The sequence below is a fragment of the Nocardiopsis gilva YIM 90087 genome, assembly GCF_002263495.1.
Lineage (GTDB): Bacteria > Actinomycetota > Actinomycetes > Streptosporangiales > Streptosporangiaceae > Nocardiopsis_C > Nocardiopsis_C gilva.
The window spans coordinates 5,263,426-5,282,722 of sequence record NZ_CP022753.1 but is presented as its reverse complement, the minus strand read 5'-3'; the positions used below and the strand labels follow the sequence as shown (position 1 = coordinate 5,282,722).

Genomic DNA, 19,297 nt, shown 5'->3' with positions numbered 1-19,297 from the left:
CCCTCCGTTGATCTCGGCGATATCGACCGAATAAGCGCAGGAATTCGGTCGATATCGCCGAGATCAACGGAGGGACACCGGGCCGGGGGCGGATCCCTGGCCATCTATCTCGGCATTCGAGTGGAGTTTTCCTTTGACTGAGTCAGGGTCTGAGTCCGAGCTGGAGCCTCCGCAGAACGAGGTCAGCAAGGGGACCGTCGTCGTCACCACCATGGCGTCCGACTCCCACACCTGGAACCTCGTGTTCCTCCAGCTCCTCATCGAGGAGCTGGGCTACGACGTGGTCAACCTTGGGCCCTGTGTCCCGGACGACCTCCTGGTGCGTGAGTGCCGCGGCATCGCCCCGGCGATGGTGGTCATCAGCAGCGTCAACGGCCACGGCTACCAGGAGGGAATGCGGGTCATCGGCAAGCTGCGCGAGGCCGGAGAGCTGGTCGCCACGCCGATGGTGATCGGCGGGAAGCTCGGCATCTCCGGCGGTGAGGACACCGGGCACATCGACGAGCTGATGGCCGCGGGCTTCGACGGGGTATTCCAGGACGGCGTCAGCGGCGTCGCCGACTTCCAGAAGTTCATCGAGACGGCGCCGACGAAGGGCCGGCAGATCACGGAGACGTCCGGGGCCACCGCGTGAGCGCGGCCACCGGAACCTGAAGGAGCGGGGACAGGGACACAGGATGAACGGGGGCACCGGATGAGTCTTGTCCCGGGGGACACCCGACCGGCCGCGCACGACGAGCGGCCGGTCGACTTCGGCGCGTTCGTGCGCCGCGAGGGCGGCAACGGCGGCCTGGTGGCCCAACCCCGCATGGGGTTCAGCGACCCCGCGAAGATGCGCGAGGGCCTGATCGCCACCAAAGGGGCCGACGCGAGCACGGTCGGCACGATCACGCTGGACAGCTACACGCGCGTCGGCGACCTGGACGCGGCTGAGAGCGCCCTGCGCGACGGCATCGGCCTCAACGGCTTCCCGATCGTCAACCACGAGGCCGCCACGACCCGGCGGATGCTGGCCGGGGTGCGGGACGCGACCTTCCCCGTCCAGGTCAGGCACGGTTCGGCGGTGCCGCGCGACATCTTCCGCGCCTGCCTGGAGCTGATGCTCAACGCGAGCGAGGGCGGTCCGGTCTCCTACTGCCTCCCCTACGGCCGCACCCCGCTGGCCGACTCGGTGCGCAACTGGGCGGAGTGCTGCACACTCTTCTCCGAGCTGCGGTCCGTCGGCGTAGAGGCGCACCTGGAGACCTTCGGCGGCTGCATGATGGGCCAGCTGTGCCCGCCGAGCCAGCTCGTCGCGATGAGCGTGCTGGAGGCGCTCTTCTTCTACCACCACGGGATCCGCAGCATCTCGGTCAGTTACGCCCAGCAGACCAACATGGACCAGGACATCGAGGCCGTCCGCGCGCTGCGCCGCCTCTGCGCCCACCTGCTGCCCACCGACAACTGGCACGTGGTCATCTACGCCTACATGGGCGTCTACCCGATGACCCCCGGCGGCGCCTACCGGTTGATGGGGGAAGCCGCGCGGTTGGCCGTGCTGACCGGTTCGGAACGCATCATCGTCAAGACGGTGGCCGAATCGCAGAGAATCCCGGTTATCGCGGAAAACGTCGCGGCCCTCGAATTCGCCGGGCAGGTCGCCGGAGAAAACCGTCCGCTTTCTGTTGACGGGGTGGATGAGGATTCGCAGACGTATCGCGAGGCCCATGCGCTCGTCGATGCCGTGCTGAACCTCGACCCCGATATCGGGCGCGCCCTGCTGCTGGCATTCAAGCAGGGTTTTCTCGATATTCCCTACTGTGTGCATCCGGACAATATGGGGCGCGCGCGGAGTTATATCGACGGCGACGGCTGGCTTCGCTGGGCGGAGACCGGATCGCTGCCGCTGAAACGGGTGGTGGGGGGCGGGCGCTCGCGTCGGCTCACCGCGTCCGATCTGCTGGACGACCTCTCCTATGTGCAACGGAAGTTCGATGACGAAGCGCTGGAACTCGACGGTCGGGACAGTGTCCCCGCGGGTGTTGAGGCGCCCATGGAACCCTCAGGAAAAGAAATAGAAAACTGATCGGTCGAATATCCGGGGAGCGCCGGCGGGGTCGCTTTTTCCAGTTCCCGCCTAGGGGCCGCTAGGGGTGTGGAGGGGGTCATTTTCCTCCGTACCGTACGGTGCTGGGCCTGGTCGTGTGTGAAGCCTGTCCGCAAGAACAGTGATGACGTGGAGTGCGCAGATGAGCGAGTCCGGAAGCTCTGTTTCCGACAGCCGGAACGAGCCGAACGCGGGAGGCGCGTCGGCGCTGCAGCGTCGGCTCGAGGGTTTGCCGGCATCCGAGCAGGGCGCCGTCCTGCTCTCTGTGGTCCGTGCCGAGGCCGAGGCGGTGCTTCGGAAGGTCCGGCCGGGCACCAAAGCGGCGGTCGATGCCGAACGCCCGTTCAAGGAGCTGGGGTTCGATTCGCTGGCCGCCGTCGAGCTGCACACCCGACTGACCGCGGCCACCGGCCGGGAGTTCCCGGTCACGATCGCCTTCGACTACCCGACCCCCGCCGTCCTGGCGCGGTTCCTGCGGGCCGAGATCCTGGGCCTGCCCGAGGAGATGCCGGCTCCGGCCACCCCTGAGGCCGTCGACGACGAGCCGGTGGCCATCGTCGGCATCGGCTGCCGCTTCCCTGGCGGCGTGTCCTCGCCCGAGGACCTCTGGCAGCTCCTGCTGGACGGCCGCAACGTCCTGGGCGAGTTCCCGCGCGACCGCGGCTGGGACGTCGACGACATGTTCGACCCCGATCCCGAGACGCCCCGCAAGAGCTACGTCGACAAGGGCGGGTTCCTCGACACCGCCACCGAGTTCGACGCCGACTTCTTCGGGATCAGCCCGCGCGAGGCGCTGGCGATGGACCCCCAGCAGCGGCTCATGCTGGAGACCGCCTGGGAGGCGCTGGAACGCGCCGGGATCGACCCCACCTCGCTGCGCGGCAGCCAGGCCGGTGTGTTCATCGGATCCGAGGTGCACGAGTACGGCGTCCGGGTGCACGAGGCCCCCGAGGGCCTCGACGGCTACCTGATGACCGGCAACGCGCCCAGCGTCGCCTCCGGCCGCGTCTCCTACACCCTCGGCCTCGAAGGCCCCGCCGTCACCGTCGACACCGCCTGCTCCGGCTCGGTCGTCTCCCTGCACCTGGCCAGCCAGGCGCTGCGCCGCGGCGAGTGCTCGCTCGCGCTGGTCGGCGGCGTCGCCGTCATGGGCAGCCCCGGCATGTTCACCGCCTTCAGCCGCCAGCGCGGCCTGGCGCCCGACGGCCGCGTCAAGGCGTTCGCCGAGGCAGCCGACGGCACCGGCTTCTCCGAGGGCGTCGGCCTGCTCGTCGTCGAGCGCCTCTCCGACGCCCGCCGCAACGGCCACACCGTGCTCGCCCTGGTCCGCGGCTCCTCCATCAACCAGGACGGCGCCTCCAACGGGCTCACCGCCCCCAACGGCCCCTCCCAGCGGCGCCTCATCCTGCAGGCCCTGGCCAGCGCCGGGCTCACCGCCGACCAGGTCGACGCGATGGACGCCCACGGGACCGGTACCAAGCTGGGCGACCCCATCGAGGCGCAGGCGATCCTCGCCACCTACGGGCAGGGCCGCGAGGCCGACCGGCCGCTGTGGCTGGGCTCGATCAAGTCGAACCTGGGACACACCCAGGCCGCGGGCGGCGTCGCCAGCGTCATCAAGATGATCCTGGCCATGCGCCACGGGGTCCTTCCCCAGACCCTGCACGTGGATGCCCCGAGCCCCAACGTCGACTGGTCCAGCGGGTCGGTGGAGCTGGTCACCGAGAACCGGCCCTGGCCCGAGACCGACCATCCGCGCCGCTCCGCCGTCTCGGCATTCGGCATCAGCGGCACCAACGCCCACGTCATCCTGGAGGAGGCGCCCCCGGCCGAGGAGGGCGAGGAGCCGACCGAGCCGGAGGCGCGCGACGAGGACGCCGCGTCGCTGGCCCCCGTGGTCGTCACCGGCAAGAACGACGCCGCCCTGCGCGAGTACGCCGCGCGGCTGCGCGACCGCGTCGCCGACGACACCGAGCTGGCCCCCGTCGACCTCGGCTACTCGCTGGCCACCACCCGCGCCTCCCTGGACCAGCGTGCCGCCGTGGTCACCGGCGACCGCGAGGAGCTGGTCGGTGCCCTGGCCGCCCTGGCCGAGGGCCGCACCCCTGCGGGGGCCGCGACCGGCACGGTGCCCGGCGGCCGGCTCGCGTTCCTGTTCACCGGACAGGGCAGCCAGCGCCTGGCCATGGGCCGCGAGCTGAGCGAGAGGTTCCCGGTTTTCGCCGACGCCCTCGACGAGGCCATCGGCTACCTGGACCTGCAGCTCGACGAGTCCCTGTGGGACGTGCTCTTCGCCGAGGAAGGGTCCGACGAGGCCGCCCTGCTCGACCAGACCATGTACACGCAGGCCGCGCTGTTCGCGGTCGAGGTCGCGCTGTACCGCCTGGTGGAGTCGTGGGGCATCCGCCCCGACTTCCTCGCCGGGCACTCCATCGGCGAGGTCGCGGCGGCCCACGTCGCCGGTGTGCTGTCGCTGGAGGACGCGGCCACCCTGGTGGCGGCGCGCGGTCGGTTGATGCAGGCGCTGCCCGAGGGCGGCGCCATGGTGGCGGTGCAGGCTAGCGAGGACGAGGTCGTGCCGCTGCTGGCCGACTACGCCGACCGCCTCGGCATCGCGGCGATCAACGGACCCACCGCCGTCGTCATCTCCGGGGACGATGACGCCGCCCTGGAGGTCGCCGCGAAGCTCAAGGAGCAGGGGCGCAAGACCAAGCGGCTCAACACCAGCCACGCCTTCCACTCCGCCCGCATGGAACCGATGCTGGCGGAGTTCGGCGAGGTCGCGCAGGTGCTCGACTACCAGGCACCGCTGATCCCGATCGTCTCCAACGTGACCGGCCAGCTGGCCACCACGGAGGAGCTGTGCTCGCCTGAATACTGGGTGCGGCACGTGCGCGCCGCCGTCCGCTTCAGCGACGCCATCCGCCTGCTCGAAGACGAAGGCGTCACCACGTTCCTGGAGCTCGGCCCGGACGCCGTGCTCTCGGCCATGGGCCAGGAGTGCGTCACCGGCGCCGACGCGAAGGTGAACGAGCGAGTGAAGGCGTCGATCCCGAACGGCCGAAGGCCTGAGGGGATCGGCGGTGGAACGAGCGAGGAGCCTGAGCGCGCCAGAGATACAGACACCACGTTCACCGCGCTCATGCGCCGCGACCGGGACGAGGAGCGCGAGGTCGTCGCGGCCCTCGCCCAGGCCCACGTGCGCGGCGCCCGGGTGGACTGGGAGGCCTTCTACGCCGGACGCGGTGCGCGCCGCGTCGAGCTGCCGACCTACCCCTTCCAGCGCCGCCGCTTCTGGCTGACCCTGCCGGTGTCGACCGCAGACGCGTCCGGCTTCGGCCAGGTCCCCGCCGAGCACCCGCTGCTCGGCGCCGTCGTGCAGCGCGCTGATGGCGACGGCCTGGTACTGACCGGGCGGCTGTCGCTGCGCACCCACCCCTGGCTGGCCGACCACATGATCTCCGGGGTGGCGCTGCTGCCCGGGACCGCCTTCGTCGAACTCGCCGTGCGCGCCGGGGACCAGGCCGGGTGCAACCTGGTCGAGGAACTGACCCTGGAGTCGCCACTGGTCCTGCCCGAACAGGGCGGCGTCGCACTGCAGATCGTCGTCGGCGAGGCCGACCGGACCGGCCGCAGAGCCGTCGAGTTCTACTCGCGCCAGCACGACGCCCCGGACGAGGCGTGGACCCGCCACGCCAGCGGCCTGCTCGCCTCCGGCGCCCCGGCGGCCTCCGCCGACGCGTTCGGCATGACCGTGCCTTCTTCGCGCTCAGGCTCCTCGCTCGACTCCGCCGCCGATGCGGATCGGCCTTCGTCACGTGGCATCGACGGCTCCACTCGCTCGGTCACCTTCGCGTCGGTCTGGCCGCCCGCAGGGGCCGCTCCCGTCGACATCTCCACCCTCTACGACGACCTGGCCGCGCAGGGCTACGGCTACGGCCCCGCCTTCCACGGCCTGCGGTCGGTGTGGCGGCGCCCCGACGGCGAGGTGTTCGCCGAGGTCGTGCTGCCCGAGGAGATCCGCTCCGACGCCGGTGCCTTCGCCCTGCACCCCGCGCTGCTCGACGCGGTTCTGCACGCTACGGACTACACCGCTGAGGAGCCCGACCGCGACGAGACGCGCCTCCCGTTCGCCTGGAACGGCGTGACCCTGTACTCGACCGGCGCGTCGTCGCTGCGGGTGCGGATCACCGCCACGGGCGAGGAGTCGGTGGCGCTGCAGATCGCCGACGCCGCGGGCGCGCCAGTCGCCGCCATCGACGCGTTCGTGCTGCGCACGGTCTCCGAGGAGCAGCTGCGCGCCGCCCAGGGCGGCGGCGCCTCGCTCTACCGCGTCCGCTGGGACGTGGTGGCCGGTGGCACGCCGCAGCCCGAGGCCGTCGCCGGGTGGGCCGTCATCGGTGGCACCGCTCCTTCTGCGCGCTCAGGCTCCTCACTCGACTCCACCGCCGAAGCGGATCGGCCTTCGACGAACGGCATCGGCGGCTCCGCTCGCTCGGTCACCTTCGCGTCGCAGCGCTTCGGCGCGGCCGTGAGCACCTACGCCGACCTGGCCGCACTCGGTGCGGCGATCGACGCCGGGACACCGGTGCCCGAGACCGTGCTCGTCCCCTTCGACCCCGAGCCGCAGGACGGCGACATCCCCGCCGCTGTGCGCGGCGGCCTCCAGCGCCTGCTGGACCTGGTCCAGGGCTGGCTGGCCGACGAGCGGTTCGCCGCCTCGAAGCTGGTCGCGGTGACCAGCGGCGCCGTGGAGGCGGAGCCGGGCGGCACCCCCACCGACCTCGGCAATGCCCCGCTGTGGGGCCTGCTGCGCTCGGCGCAGGCGGAGAACCCCGACCGGTTCGTGCTCGTCGACCTCGACGAGACGGAGACCTCGGTGCGGCGCCTGCCCGAGGCGCTCGCCACCGGCGAAGGAGAACTCGCCCTCCGCGACGGCGAGATCCGCGCGCCGCGGCTCACCCGCTTCCCGGCGGCGGCCGAGGCGAGTGCGGCGTGGAACGCCGAGGGCACGGTCCTGATCACCGGCGGCACCGGTGGCCTGGGCGGCACCGTCGCCAAGCACCTCGTCACCGAGCACGGCGTGCGGCACCTGCTGCTCACCAGCCGCAGGGGCGCCGACGCCCCGGGCGCCGCCGAGCTGAAGCAGGAGCTGGCCGGGCTGGGTGCCGAGGTCACCATCGCCGCCTGCGACGTGGCCGACCGGGACGCACTCGCCGCCCTGCTCGACGGCATCCCCGCCGAACACCCGCTGACCGGCGTCGTGCACACGGCCGGTGTGCTCGCCGACGGCCTGGCCGCGGCGATGACCCCCGACCAGGTCGACGCGGTTCTGCGGCCCAAGGCCGACGCCGCCTGGCACCTGCACGAACTGACCCGCGACAGGGACCTGTCGGCCTTTGTCCTCTTCTCCTCCACCGCCGGGTTCCTCGACGGTGCGGGGCAGGGCAACTACGCGGCGGCCAACGTCTTCATGGACTCCCTCGCCGCGCAGCGGGTCCGCGACGGGCTGCCCGCCACCTCCCTGGCCTGGGGCCTGTGGACCGGCACCGGCGGCATGGGCGAGAACCTCGACGACGCCGCCCTGCAGCGCATCAAGCGCCTCGGCCTCGACGTCCTCTCGCCGGAGGAGAACCTCGCCTCCCTCGACGCCGCGCTGGGCACCGGCGAGGCCGCCCTGGTGCCGGTGCGCGTCGACCAGCGCGCGCTGAGCTCCCGCAGCGACGGCGTCCCCGCGATCCTGCGCGGCCTGGTGCGCGCCCCCGCCCGCCCGACGGCGGCGTCGAGCGGACCGGTCTCCGTGGAGGAGTCCCTGGCCCGCCAGCTGGCCGAGATGCCCGAGAGCGAGCGCGCCCGCGTCCTGCTCGACATGGTCCGCGCCCAGGTCGCCGACGTCCTCGGACACGACGGGTCCGAGGCGATCGGCCCGCGCCGGGCGTTCAGCGACATCGGCTTCGACTCGCTGGCCGCCGTCGAGCTGCGCAACCGGCTCAACGCGGCCACCGGCCTGCGCCTGTCCGCGACGCTCACCTTCGACTACCCGACGCCGCACGCGCTGGCCGAGCACATCGAGTCCAAGCTGATCAGCGTCGAGCAGCGCGCTGCCGTCGCCCCGACCGCGGTGGCCGCCACCGCCGACGATGACGACCCCATCGTCATCGTCGGAATGAGCTGCCGCTACCCCGGCGGCGTGTCCTCGCCCGAGGAGCTGTGGAAGCTGGTCTCCACCGGTGGAGACGGGGTCTCCCTCTTCCCCGAGGACCGCGGTTGGAACGTCGAGACGCTGTACGACCCCGAGCCCGGCAAACCCGGCAAGAGCTACTCCCGCGAGGGCGGGTTCCTGCACGACGCCGCCGAGTTCGACCCCGACTTCTTCGGGATCAGCCCGCGCGAGGCCCAGGCAATGGACCCGCAGCAGCGGCTGCTGCTGGAGAACGCCTGGGAGGCGTTCGAGCGCGCCGGGATCGACCCCACCTCGCTGCGCGGCAGCCGCACCGGCGTTTTCGCCGGTGTCATGTACCACGACTGGGCGACCCGCCTCGGCAGCGAGGTGCCCGAGGACGTGGCCGGCTACCTCGGCAACGGTGGCCTGGCCAGCGTCGTCTCCGGCCGCGTCGCCTACGCGCTGGGCCTGGAGGGCCCGGCGGTCACGGTCGACACGGCGTGCTCGTCCTCCCTGGTCGCGCTGCACTGGGCCATCCAGGCGCTGCGCGCGGGGGAGTGCGACCTCGCGCTCGCCGGTGGTGTGACCGTGATGTCCACGCCGGACACCTTCGTGGACTTCAGCCGTCAGCGCGGGCTCGCCGTGGACGGCCGCTGCCACTCCTTCGCCGCCTCGGCCGGCGGTACCGGCTGGGGCGAGGGCTCCGGCCTGCTCGTGGTGGAGCGGCTGAGTGACGCGGAGAAGAACGGACACCGGGTGCTGGCTGTGGTCCGCGGCAGCGCCGTGAACCAGGACGGCGCGTCCAACGGTCTGACCGCGCCCAACGGTCCCTCGCAGCAGCGGGTCATCCAGCAGGCGCTGGCCGTCGGCGGCCTGACCCCCGCCGACATCGACGCCGTCGAGGCGCACGGCACCGCGACCACCCTCGGCGACCCGATCGAGGCGCAGGCGCTCATCAACACCTACGGCCAGGACCGGCCGGACAGCGGCGAGCCGCTGTGGCTCGGGTCCATCAAGTCGAACCTGGGCCACACCCAGGCGGCGGCCGGTGTCGCCGGTGTCATCAAGATGATCGAGGCCATCCGGCACGGCATGCTGCCCAAGACCCTGCACGTCGACGAGCCGACGCCGCAGGTCGACTGGTCGGACGGCACGGTGGAGCTGCTCACCGAGGCGCGGCCGTGGCCCGAGGCCGACCACCCGCGCCGGGCCGGGGTCTCCTCGTTCGGCATCAGCGGCACCAACGCGCACGTCATCATCGAGGAGGCGCCGCGCTCCAGCGACACCGCTCAGGCCGACGGCTCCGGTGACTCCGAGCCGCGCACCCCGGCGTCGATCTCGACCACGCCGTGGCTGCTGTCCGGCAAGACGCCGCAGGCGCTGCGGGCGCAGGCCGAGCGGCTGCACGGCCACCTGGACGCGCTGGTGCACCACTCGACCACGGAGATCGGCCACGCCCTGGCCACGACGCGCGCCGCCCTGGAGAACCGGGCGGTGGTCGTCGGTGCCGACCGCGAAGAGCTGGCGCGGGGCCTGGAGGCCCTGGCCGCGGGCGAGGCCGGACCGGGCGTCGTACGCGGCACCGCGACCGACGGGAAGGTGGCCTTCCTCTTCACGGGACAGGGTGCGCAGCGCCTGGGGATGGGTCGGGAGCTGCACGCGGTCTTCCCGGTGTTCGCCGAGGCGTTCGATGCCGTGGTGGCGGGGCTGGACGAGCACCTGGAGCGTCCGCTCAGGGAGATCGTGTGGGCTGAGGAGGGCTCGGACGACGCCGAGCTGCTCAACCAGACCGCGTACACCCAGTCGTCGCTGTTCGCGGTCGAGGTGGCGCTGTTCCGGTTGGTCGAGTCGTGGGGGATCCGGCCGGACTTCGTGGCCGGGCATTCGGTCGGCGAGCTGGCCGCCGCCCACGTGGCGGGCGTCCTCTCCCTGGAGGACGCGTGTGCGCTGGTCGCGGCCCGTGGCCGGTTGATGCAGGCGCTGCCCTCTGGCGGTGCCATGGTCGCGATCCAGGCCACCGAGGAGGAGGTCGTCCCGGCGCTGTCCGGCCTGGAAGGCAAGGTCAGCATCGCCGCGATCAACAGCCCGTCTTCACTTCTGGTCTCCGGCGAGGAAGAAGAAGTCCTCCAGGTCGCCGAGCGCTTCAAGGGCGAGGGTCGCAAGACCAGCCGCCTGACGGTCTCCCACGCCTTCCACTCGCCGCTGATGGAGCCGATGCTGGAGGAGTTCCGCGGGCTCGCCGAGCGACTGGCCTTCAGCGCACCGACGATCCCCCTGGCATCCACCGTGACCGGGCGCCTGGCCTCGGCGGCAGAGATCCGCGATCCCGATCACTGGGTGCGGAACATCCGTGGGGCGGTCCGCTTCGCCGACGGCGTCCGCACCCTGGAGTCCGAGGGGGTCACGACCTTCGTCGAGCTCGGACCCGATGGCGTCCTCGCCGGGTTGGGCCAGGAGTGTGTCACCGGCGACGCCGATATCGCCTTCCTCCCCCTCCTGCGCAAGGACCGCGGCGAGGAGCGCGAGCTGGTCACCCGGATCGGCGCGGTCCACACACGCGGCGTCGAGGTCGACTGGGCCGCCTTCTTCGCGGGCCACCGCAAGAGCCACGTCGACCTGCCCACCTACGCCTTCCAGAAGCGCCGCTACTGGTTGGACGCGGGCGGTGCCGCAGGCGGTGACCTCGGATTCGCCGGACTGGAGTCGGCGCGGCACCCGATGCTGAGCGCCGTGGTCGCCTCGCCCGGCTCCGACGCCGTGGTGCTGACCGGCCGCCTTTCCGCCGACACCCAGCCCTGGCTGCCTGACCACGACATCCTCGGCTCGGTCCTGCTGCCCGGCACCGGGTTCGTGGAGCTGGCGATCCGCGCCGGGGACCACGTCGGCTGCGGCGTGTTGGAGGAACTGACCCTGGAGGCGCCGCTGGTCCTGCCCGAGCGCGGCGGTGTCGCGCTCCAGGTGGTCGTCGGGGGCCCCGACGCGTCGGGCACCCGCACGGTCAACATCTACTCCCGTGCCGAGAGCGACACGACCGAGGACGCCTGGACGCGGCACGCCACCGGCGCGCTCGCCGCCACCCCGGCGCCCGCCCCGGACTTCGACCTCACGGCCTGGCCGCCCTCCGGCGCCACTGAAGTCAACGTCGAAGGCGCCTACGAGGGCCTGATCGAGCGGGGCTACGGCTACGGCCCGATGTTCCAGGGCCTGCGCCGAGCCTGGCGACGCGGCGACGAGGTCTTCGCCGAGGTCGCGCTGCCCGAAGAGGCGCGGGTCGAGGCCGCCCGGTTCGGCCTGCACCCGGCCCTGCTGGACGCCGCGATGCACGCCGACCTGCTGCAGGACGAGACGGGCGGCGAGACGCTGCTCCCGTTCTCCTGGAACGGGGTGTCGCTGTTCGCCTCCGGCGCCTCGTCCGTCCGTGTCCGGCTGCGCCGTGTGCGCGGGGACGAGGTCTCGGCGCTGGACGTGGCCGACGAGTCCGGACAGCCGGTGCTCTCGGTGACCAACCTGGTCTCCCGGCCCGTCTCGGCCGACCAGATCAGCGCGGCGAGCGGCGGCACCGCCGACACCGTCTTCCACGTGGAGTGGAACCCGCTGCCTCTGGGCCAGGACACCGTCGATACGTCGACCTGGGCAGTGCTGTCTCCGCGCTCGGCCTCCTCGTTCGGCTGCGCCGCCGACGCGGAGCAGCCTTCGGCGGTCGGCGTCGACGACTCCGCTCACTCGTTCGACCTCGCGTCGGTGCTCGGCGACAACCGACTCGCTCTCCCGAACTCTGTTCCGGCCCACTCGGACCTCACCGCCCTCGGTGCGGCGCTCGACGCGGGCACCCCGGTGCCGAGCACCGTGCTGCTGCCGGTGACCGCACCGGAGGGCGAGAACGTTCCCGCTGGCGTCCGCTCGGCCATCAACGACGTGCTGGCCACGGTCCAGGCCTGGCTGGCCGACGACCGTCTGTCGGCCGCGCGCCTGGTCGTCGTGACCCGCGACGCCGCGATCCTCGACGGCGAGACGCCCGACCTCGCGACCGCTCCGGTGTGGAGCCTGGTGCGGGCCGTGGCCGAGGAGAACCCGGGCCGGTTCGCCCTGGTCGACCTGGACGGCGCGGCCGAATCCGCTGCCGCGCTCCCCGCGGTCGTGGCCTCGGGAGAGCCCGAAGCCGCGGTGCGCGCCGGTGCCGCGAGCGTCCCGCGCCTGACCAAGGTGCGGGTGCCCGGTACGGACACCGCACCGGTCTGGAACAGCACCGGAACTGTCCTGGTCACCGGCGGCACCAGCGGCCTGGGCGCCCTGGTCGCCACGCACCTGGTGACCGAGCACGGCGTGCGCCACCTGCTGCTGACCAGCCGCCGGGGTATGGATGCCCCGGGCGCGGCCGAGCTGAAGGAGGAGCTGGCCGGGCTGGGCGCCGAGGTCACCATCGCCGCCTGCGACGTGACCGACCGGGACGCGCTGGCCGCGCTGCTGAACGGCATCCCGGCCGAGCACCCGCTCACCGGTGTCGTGCATGCCGCCGCCGTCGCGGACAACGGCCTGGTCGGCGCGCAGACCCCGGAGCGGTTCGACGCGGTGCTGCGCCCCAAGGCCGACGCCGCCTGGCACCTGCACGAGCTGACCCGCGACCGCGACCTGACGGCGTTCGTCCTCTTCTCCTCCTCGTCCGGCCTGGTCGTGGGGGCGGGACAGTCGAACTACGCCGCCGCCAACACCTTCCTGGACGCCCTCGCCGCCCGACGGCACGCCGAAGGGCTCCCGGCCACGGCGATGGCGTTCGGCATGTGGGCGGTCAACACCGGCCTCGGCGGCGAGCTGGCCGACGCCGACCTCGAACGCATGAGCCGACTCGGGATGCCCGCCCACACCGCCGACGAAGGCCTCGCGATGTTCGACACCGCTCTGGCCTCCGGAGCGGCGACGGTCGCCCCGATCAAGCTGGACCTGGTGGCGCTGCGCGCCCGGACCGACGAGCTCCCGGCGGTGCTGCGCGGCATGGTGCGCACCCCCGCGCGGCGCACGGTCCAGGCCGACGCCGCGGCCGGTGGCGGCAGCGACCTGGAGCGGCGCCTGGCCGGGCTCTCCGAGGCCGAGCGCGACCGTGCGCTGCTGGAGCTGGTGCGCGCCAACGTCGCCTCCGTCCTCGGACACGCGTCCGCCGACGACATCGGGCCGGACCGGGCGTTCAAGGAGCTGGGCTTCGACTCGCTGGCAGCGGTCGAACTGCGCAACCTGCTCAACTCCGCGACCGGCCTGCGCCTGCCAGCCACCCTCGTCTTCGACTACCCGACATCGGCGGCCGCGGCCGACTACATCAAGTCGCGGCTCTCCGGGACCGAGTCGAAGACGACGGCCCCGGCGGCGGTGGCGACGGTCTCCGGTGACGACCCGATCGCGATCGTCGCTATCAGCTGCCGATTCCCCGGCGGCGTCCGCTCGGCGGAGGAGCTGTGGGACCTCGTGGCCGAGGGCCGCGACGCGATCTCCTCCTTCCCGGAGGACCGCGGCTGGAACGGTGACGCCCTGTACGACCCCGAGCCCGGTCTGCCCGGCCGCACCTACACGCTGGAGGGCGGCTTCCTTTACGACGCGGCCGAGTTCGACCCCGAGTTCTTCGGGATCATGCCGCGTGAGGCGCTGGCCATGGACCCGCAGCAGCGGCTGCTGCTGCAGGCCTCCTGGGAGGCGTTCGAGCGCGCCGGGATCGACCCGACCACCATGCGCGGCAGCCGGACCGGCGTGTACGCGGGTGTGATGTACCACGACTACGGCACCCGACTGCAGGACGTGCCCGAGGACCTGACCGGCTACCTCGGCAACGGCAGCGCCGGCAGCATCGCCTCGGGCCGGGTGGCCTACACCCTCGGCCTGGAGGGGCCGGCGGTCACCGTCGACACCGCGTGCTCGTCGTCGCTGGTCGCGCTGCACATGGCGGTCCAGGCGCTGCGATCCGGCGAGGTCAGCATGGCGCTGGCCGGTGGCGTGACGGTGATGCCGACGCCCGACATCTTCGTCGACTTCAGCCAGCAGCGCGGGCTCGCCCCCGACGGCCGGTGCAAGGCGTTCGCCGGGGCAGCCGACGGCACCGGCTGGTCCGAGGGTGTGGGCCTGCTCCTGGTGGAGCGGCTGAGCGACGCCGAGAAGAACGGGCACCCCGTCCTGGCGGTCGTGCGCGGCAGCGCCATCAACCAGGACGGCGCGTCCAACGGGCTGACAGCGCCCAACGGTCCCTCGCAGCAGCGGGTCATCCAGCAGGCGCTCGCCTCGTCCGGCCTCACCACCGCCGACATCGACCTGGTCGAGGGCCACGGCACCGGCACCCGGCTCGGCGACCCGATCGAGGCGCAGGCGCTGCTCGCCACCTACGGCCAGGACCGGCCCGAGGACCACCCGCTGTGGCTGGGCTCGATCAAGTCGAACATCGGCCACGCGCAGGCCGCGTCCGGCGTCAGCGGCGTCATCAAGATGGCCATGGCGATCCGCAACGGCCAGATGCCCAAGACGCTGCACGTCGACGAGCCGTCGCCGCAGGTCGACTGGTCCAACGGGAACGTGAAGCTGCTGAACGAGGCCCAAGAGTGGGCGGATGCGGGCCGCCCCCGCCGCGGCGCGGTGTCCTCCTTCGGCCTCAGCGGCACCAACGCCCACGTCATCATCGAGCAGGCTCCGGATGGCGCGACGGCGACGCCCGCCTCCGCCGAGCCCCAGGACAGCGAGGAGGTGCGCCTCCCGCTGGTCCCGCTCGTCGTCTCCGCCAAGACGCGCAAGGCCCTGCCCGGCCAGGCCGACCGGCTCCACGCGCACCTCGCGGGGAACCCGGAGCAGAGCCTGGTCGACACCGGGTACTCACTGGCCACCACGCGCGCGTCCCTCGACCACCGGGCCGTGGTGCTGGCGGGCGACCGCGACGCCGCGCTGCGCGGCCTCGCGGCGGTGGCCGAGGGGGCGGAGTCGCCCGACATCGTCACCGGGTCCACCCGGTCCGGCGGCCAGACCGCGTTCCTCTTCTCCGGCCAGGGCGCGCAGCGCCTGGGCATGGGTCGGGAGCTGTACGCGGCCTTCCCGGTGTTCGCCAAGGCCTTCGATGCCGTGGTGGCCGGGCTGGACGAGCACCTGGAGCGTCCGCTCAAGGAGATCGTGTGGGCCGAGGACGGGTCCGACGACGCGGAGCTGCTGAACCAGACCGCCTACACCCAAGCCGGGTTGTTCGCCGTCGAGGTGGCGCTGTTCCGGCTGGTGGAGGCCTGGGGCATCACCCCCGACCTGCTGGTCGGCCACTCCATCGGTGAGCTGGCCGCCGCGCACGTCGCCGGCGTCCTCTCCCTGGAGAACGCCTGCGCGCTGGTCGCGGCCCGTGCCCGCCTCATGCAGGCGCTGCCCGAGGGCGGTGCGATGGTCGCGATCCAGGCCACCGAGGACGAGGTCGCTCCGGCCCTCTCCGGTCTGGAGGCCAAGGTCAGCATCGCCGCGATCAACGGCCCCACCTCGGTCGTGATCTCCGGCGAGGAGGCGGAGGTCCTGCGGATCGCCGAGGACTTGCAGGGCAAGGGGCGCAAGACCAGCCGTCTGACGGTCTCGCACGCCTTCCACTCGCCGCTGATGGAGCCGATGCTGGAGGAGTTCCGCGCCGTGGCCGAGGGACTGACCTTCGGCAGCCCGGACATCCGCGTGGTCTCCAACGTGACCGGCGGCGACATCCCCGCTGAGGAGTTGGCGTCGGCCGAGTACTGGGTCCGCCACGTCCGCGAGGCGGTCCGCTTCGCCGACGGGATCCGCTTCCTCAACGGTGAAGGCGTCACCCGCTTCCTGGAGCTGGGACCGGACGGCGTCCTCGCGGCGATGGCCCAGGGCTGCCTGGACGACGCGGACGGCGACACCCTGGTCACCCCCGTCCTGCGCAAGGGCCGCAACGAGGCCACCGCCCTGCTCACCGCTCTGGCACGGCTCCACGTGAGCGGCGCGCCCGTCGACTGGACGGCGTACTTCGCCGGGACCGGCGCCCGCAGGACCGAACTCCCGACATATGCGTTCGAGACGCGGAGGTACTGGTTGGACGCGCCCAAGACGGTGGGCAACGCGGCCGGGCTCGGCCAGATCGCGGCGGACCACCCCCTGCTCAGTGCCGTGATGGTGTCGCCCGAAGGCGGCGGCGTCACCCTGACCGGTCGGCTGTCGCGCGAGACGCACCCCTGGCTCGTCGACCACGACGTCCTGGGCACGGTGCTGCTCCCCGGCACCGGCTATGTCGAACTGGCGATGCGCGCCGGTGAAGAGGTCGGCTGCGAGGTGGTCGAGGAGCTGACCATCGAGGCGCTGATGCCCATCCCCGAAACGGGCGGCGTCGCGGTGCAGGTCGTCGTCGGCGAACGCGAGGGCGACGGCCGCCGGTCGCTGAACATCTACTCGCGGGTGGAGGACGCCCCGGGCCACGTCGAGTGGACCCGCCACGTGTCCGGCGTGCTCTCCGACGAGGAGAAGCCGCACGTCACCCCCGAGTCGTTCGACGTGGGCTACGCCGAGTGGCCGCCGTCGGGCGCCGAGGTCATCGACATCTCCAACGTGTATGACTACCTCACCAGCCAGGGCTACCACTACGGCCCGATGTTCCGCGGGCTCAAGGCGGTGTGGCAGCGCGGCAAGGAGATCTTCGCCGAGGTCGCCCTGCCCGAGGACGCCGCGGAGGCCGCCGCCGCGTACCGGGTGCACCCCTCCCTGCTGGACGCGGCGCTCAGCGCGACCGACTTCCTCGACGGCCGCAAGCCTGAGGACGTCGGCGCCTCGCAGCTCCCGTTCGCCTGGACCGGAGTCTCGCTGCACTCCGGCGGCGCGTCCCGGATGCGGGTGCGCATCAACTGGGTCGGCTCCGACGCCAAGGTCGGCTCCGACGCGGTGAAGCTGGAGCTGTCGGACCTGATGGGCGCCCCCGTGGCCACCGTGGAGTCGCTGGTGGTCCGGGCGGTCACCCCCGACCGGGTCGCCGCCGCTGCCGCCGCCTCCACCGGCACCCGCGAACGCGAGTCCATGTGGCGCGTCGGCTGGACCCAGCACGCGCTCGGCCCGGCGTCCGACGCCACCATCGGCGAGTGGGCGATCCTGGGCCGGGGCAAGTCCGCCCTCGGCGAGGCCGATCTTGGGACGCGGGTTCCGGTCTACAAGCGCCTGGGGGCGCTCGGCTCGGCCCTGTTGGAGGGCGAGCCCGTGCCCGAGGTGGTGCTCTACGACTGCCCGGCGCCCGCCGACGGGGACCTGCCCGCGGGCGTGCGCACGGTCACCGACGACCTGCTCCAGGTCGTGCAGGGCTGGCTGGCCGACGAGCGCTACGCCGACTCCAAGCTCATGGTCGTCACCCGCGGCGCGGTCGCGATGGACGACGAGGAGATCGACCTCGCCCAGGCGCCGGTCTGGGGCTTCGTCCGCTCCGTCCAGCAGGAGAACCCGGGCCGGATCATCCTCGTCGACCTCGACGGCACCGACACCGCGCTGCGCCAGCTGGCCCCCATCGCCGCGCTGGAGCAGCCCGAGGTCGCCGTTCGGGGCGGCGAAGTCAGAGTGGCGCGGCTGACCAAGGTCTCCGCACACGAGGACGAGAACCCCCCGGCATGGGACGCCACCGGAACCGTCCTGGTCACCGGAGGCACCAGCGGCCTGGGCGCCCTGGTCGCCAAGCACCTGGCATCGGTGCACGGCGTGCGGCACCTGCTGCTGACCAGCCGACGCGGACCGGACGCCCCCGGCGCGGCCGAGCTCACGGAGGAGCTGGCCGAGCTGGGTGCTGAGGCCACCATCGCCGCCTGCGACGCCGCCGACCGCGACACGCTGGCTGCTCTCCTTGACGGCATCCCGGACGAGCACCCGCTGCGGGGCGTGGTGCACGCCGCCGGGGTGATGGACAACGCGCTGATCGGGTCGCTCACCCCGGAGCAGATGGAGCGGGTGCTGCGCCCGAAGGTCGACGGTGCCTGGAACCTCCACGAACTCACCCAGGACCGCGACCTTGAGGTCTTCGTCCTCTTCTCGTCGGTGTCCGGCCTGGTCATGGGCGCGGGGCAGGCCAACTACGGCGCGGCCAACCGCTTCGTCGACGCCCTGGCCTGGCACCGACGCCGCGCGGGCCTCCCGGCCACGTCGCTGCCGTTCGCGCTGTGGACGACAGTAACCGGGCTCGGCGGCGGGACCGGGGTCGACGCCGAGGCGGAGGAGCAGCGCATGGCCGGGATGGGCCTGCCGCCGCTCTCCTCGGCCGAGGGACTGGTCCTGTTCGACGAGGCCCTCAGCCTGCATGAGGCCGTGCTCGTCCCGCTGCGCGTGGACGCCACGGCGCTCGCCGCGGCGTCGGCCGACTTCCCGCTGTTGAGCGACGTCAAGCGCGCGTCCGCCCGCACCCCGGTGCGCCGCAGCGGCGGCGGAGCCAAGCAGAGCAAGGGGGCCGCCGCCTCCGCGCCCAGCGAGAAGAGTCTCGAACAGCGGCTCGCCGGGCAGAGCGGGGAGGAGCGCGAACGCGTCCTGCTCGACCTGGTGCGCACCCACGTGGCGGCGGTCCGGCACGACGACCCTGACGCCATCGAGGTGGACAAGGGCTTCACCGAACTGGGACTCGACTCGCTCGCCGCGATCGAGCTGCGCAACCGCCTGCAGACCGCCACCGGGCTGCGCCTCCCGGCCACGCTGATGTTCGACTACCCGACGCCCGTGGACCTGGCCCGGTTCCTGCTGGAGGAGCTGCTGCCGGGCCTCGCCGACGCCCCCGCCGCCGACTCGGCGGAGGCCCCGGCTCCGGCCGAGGCGTCGGCACCAGGCTCCGCTACCTCCGACGACGCCATCCGCCAGCGGCTGGCCTCCATCCCGATCGAGCGGATGCGCGAGACCGGACTCCTGGACGAGCTGCTCAAGCTCGCCGCACCCGACGGGAACGGCGCCACCGCCGCGACCGCCGAGGAGGACGGGGCGTCGGCGTCGGGCGGCGCTACCGGCGACGAGATCAAGAACATGGGAGTCGACGACCTGGTGCGGGCGGCCCTCAAGGCCGACGGCGCCAACTGAGCAGGAGAGGCCGA

The 19,297-nt window shown here is 72.7% G+C and carries 3 protein-coding genes; all 3 read left to right on the top strand.

Translation table 11 applies throughout. The features are described 5' to 3' along the window. Nucleotides 1-133 precede the first annotated feature (133 nt). The 3 genes from CDO52_RS23300 (at nucleotide 134) to CDO52_RS28930 (ending at nucleotide 19,283) form a co-directional block, all read left to right on the top strand. Nucleotides 134-634 carry a cobalamin B12-binding domain-containing protein gene (locus CDO52_RS23300; RefSeq protein ID WP_017620948.1) on the top strand — a complete coding sequence of 167 codons (501 nt, stop codon included), beginning with the start codon at nucleotides 134-136 and terminating at the stop codon, nucleotides 632-634. Between the two features lie 60 nt (nucleotides 635-694). Further along, complete coding sequence (locus CDO52_RS23295) at nucleotides 695-2,065, top strand: hypothetical protein (protein WP_017620947.1); 1,371 nt, start codon at nucleotides 695-697, stop codon at nucleotides 2,063-2,065. Nucleotides 2,066-2,228: 163 nt separating this feature from the next. Further along, entirely contained in the window at nucleotides 2,229-19,283 is a 17,055-nt protein-coding gene (locus tag CDO52_RS28930; protein WP_094932700.1) for a type I polyketide synthase, read from the top strand. Nucleotides 19,284-19,297 lie beyond the last annotated feature (14 nt).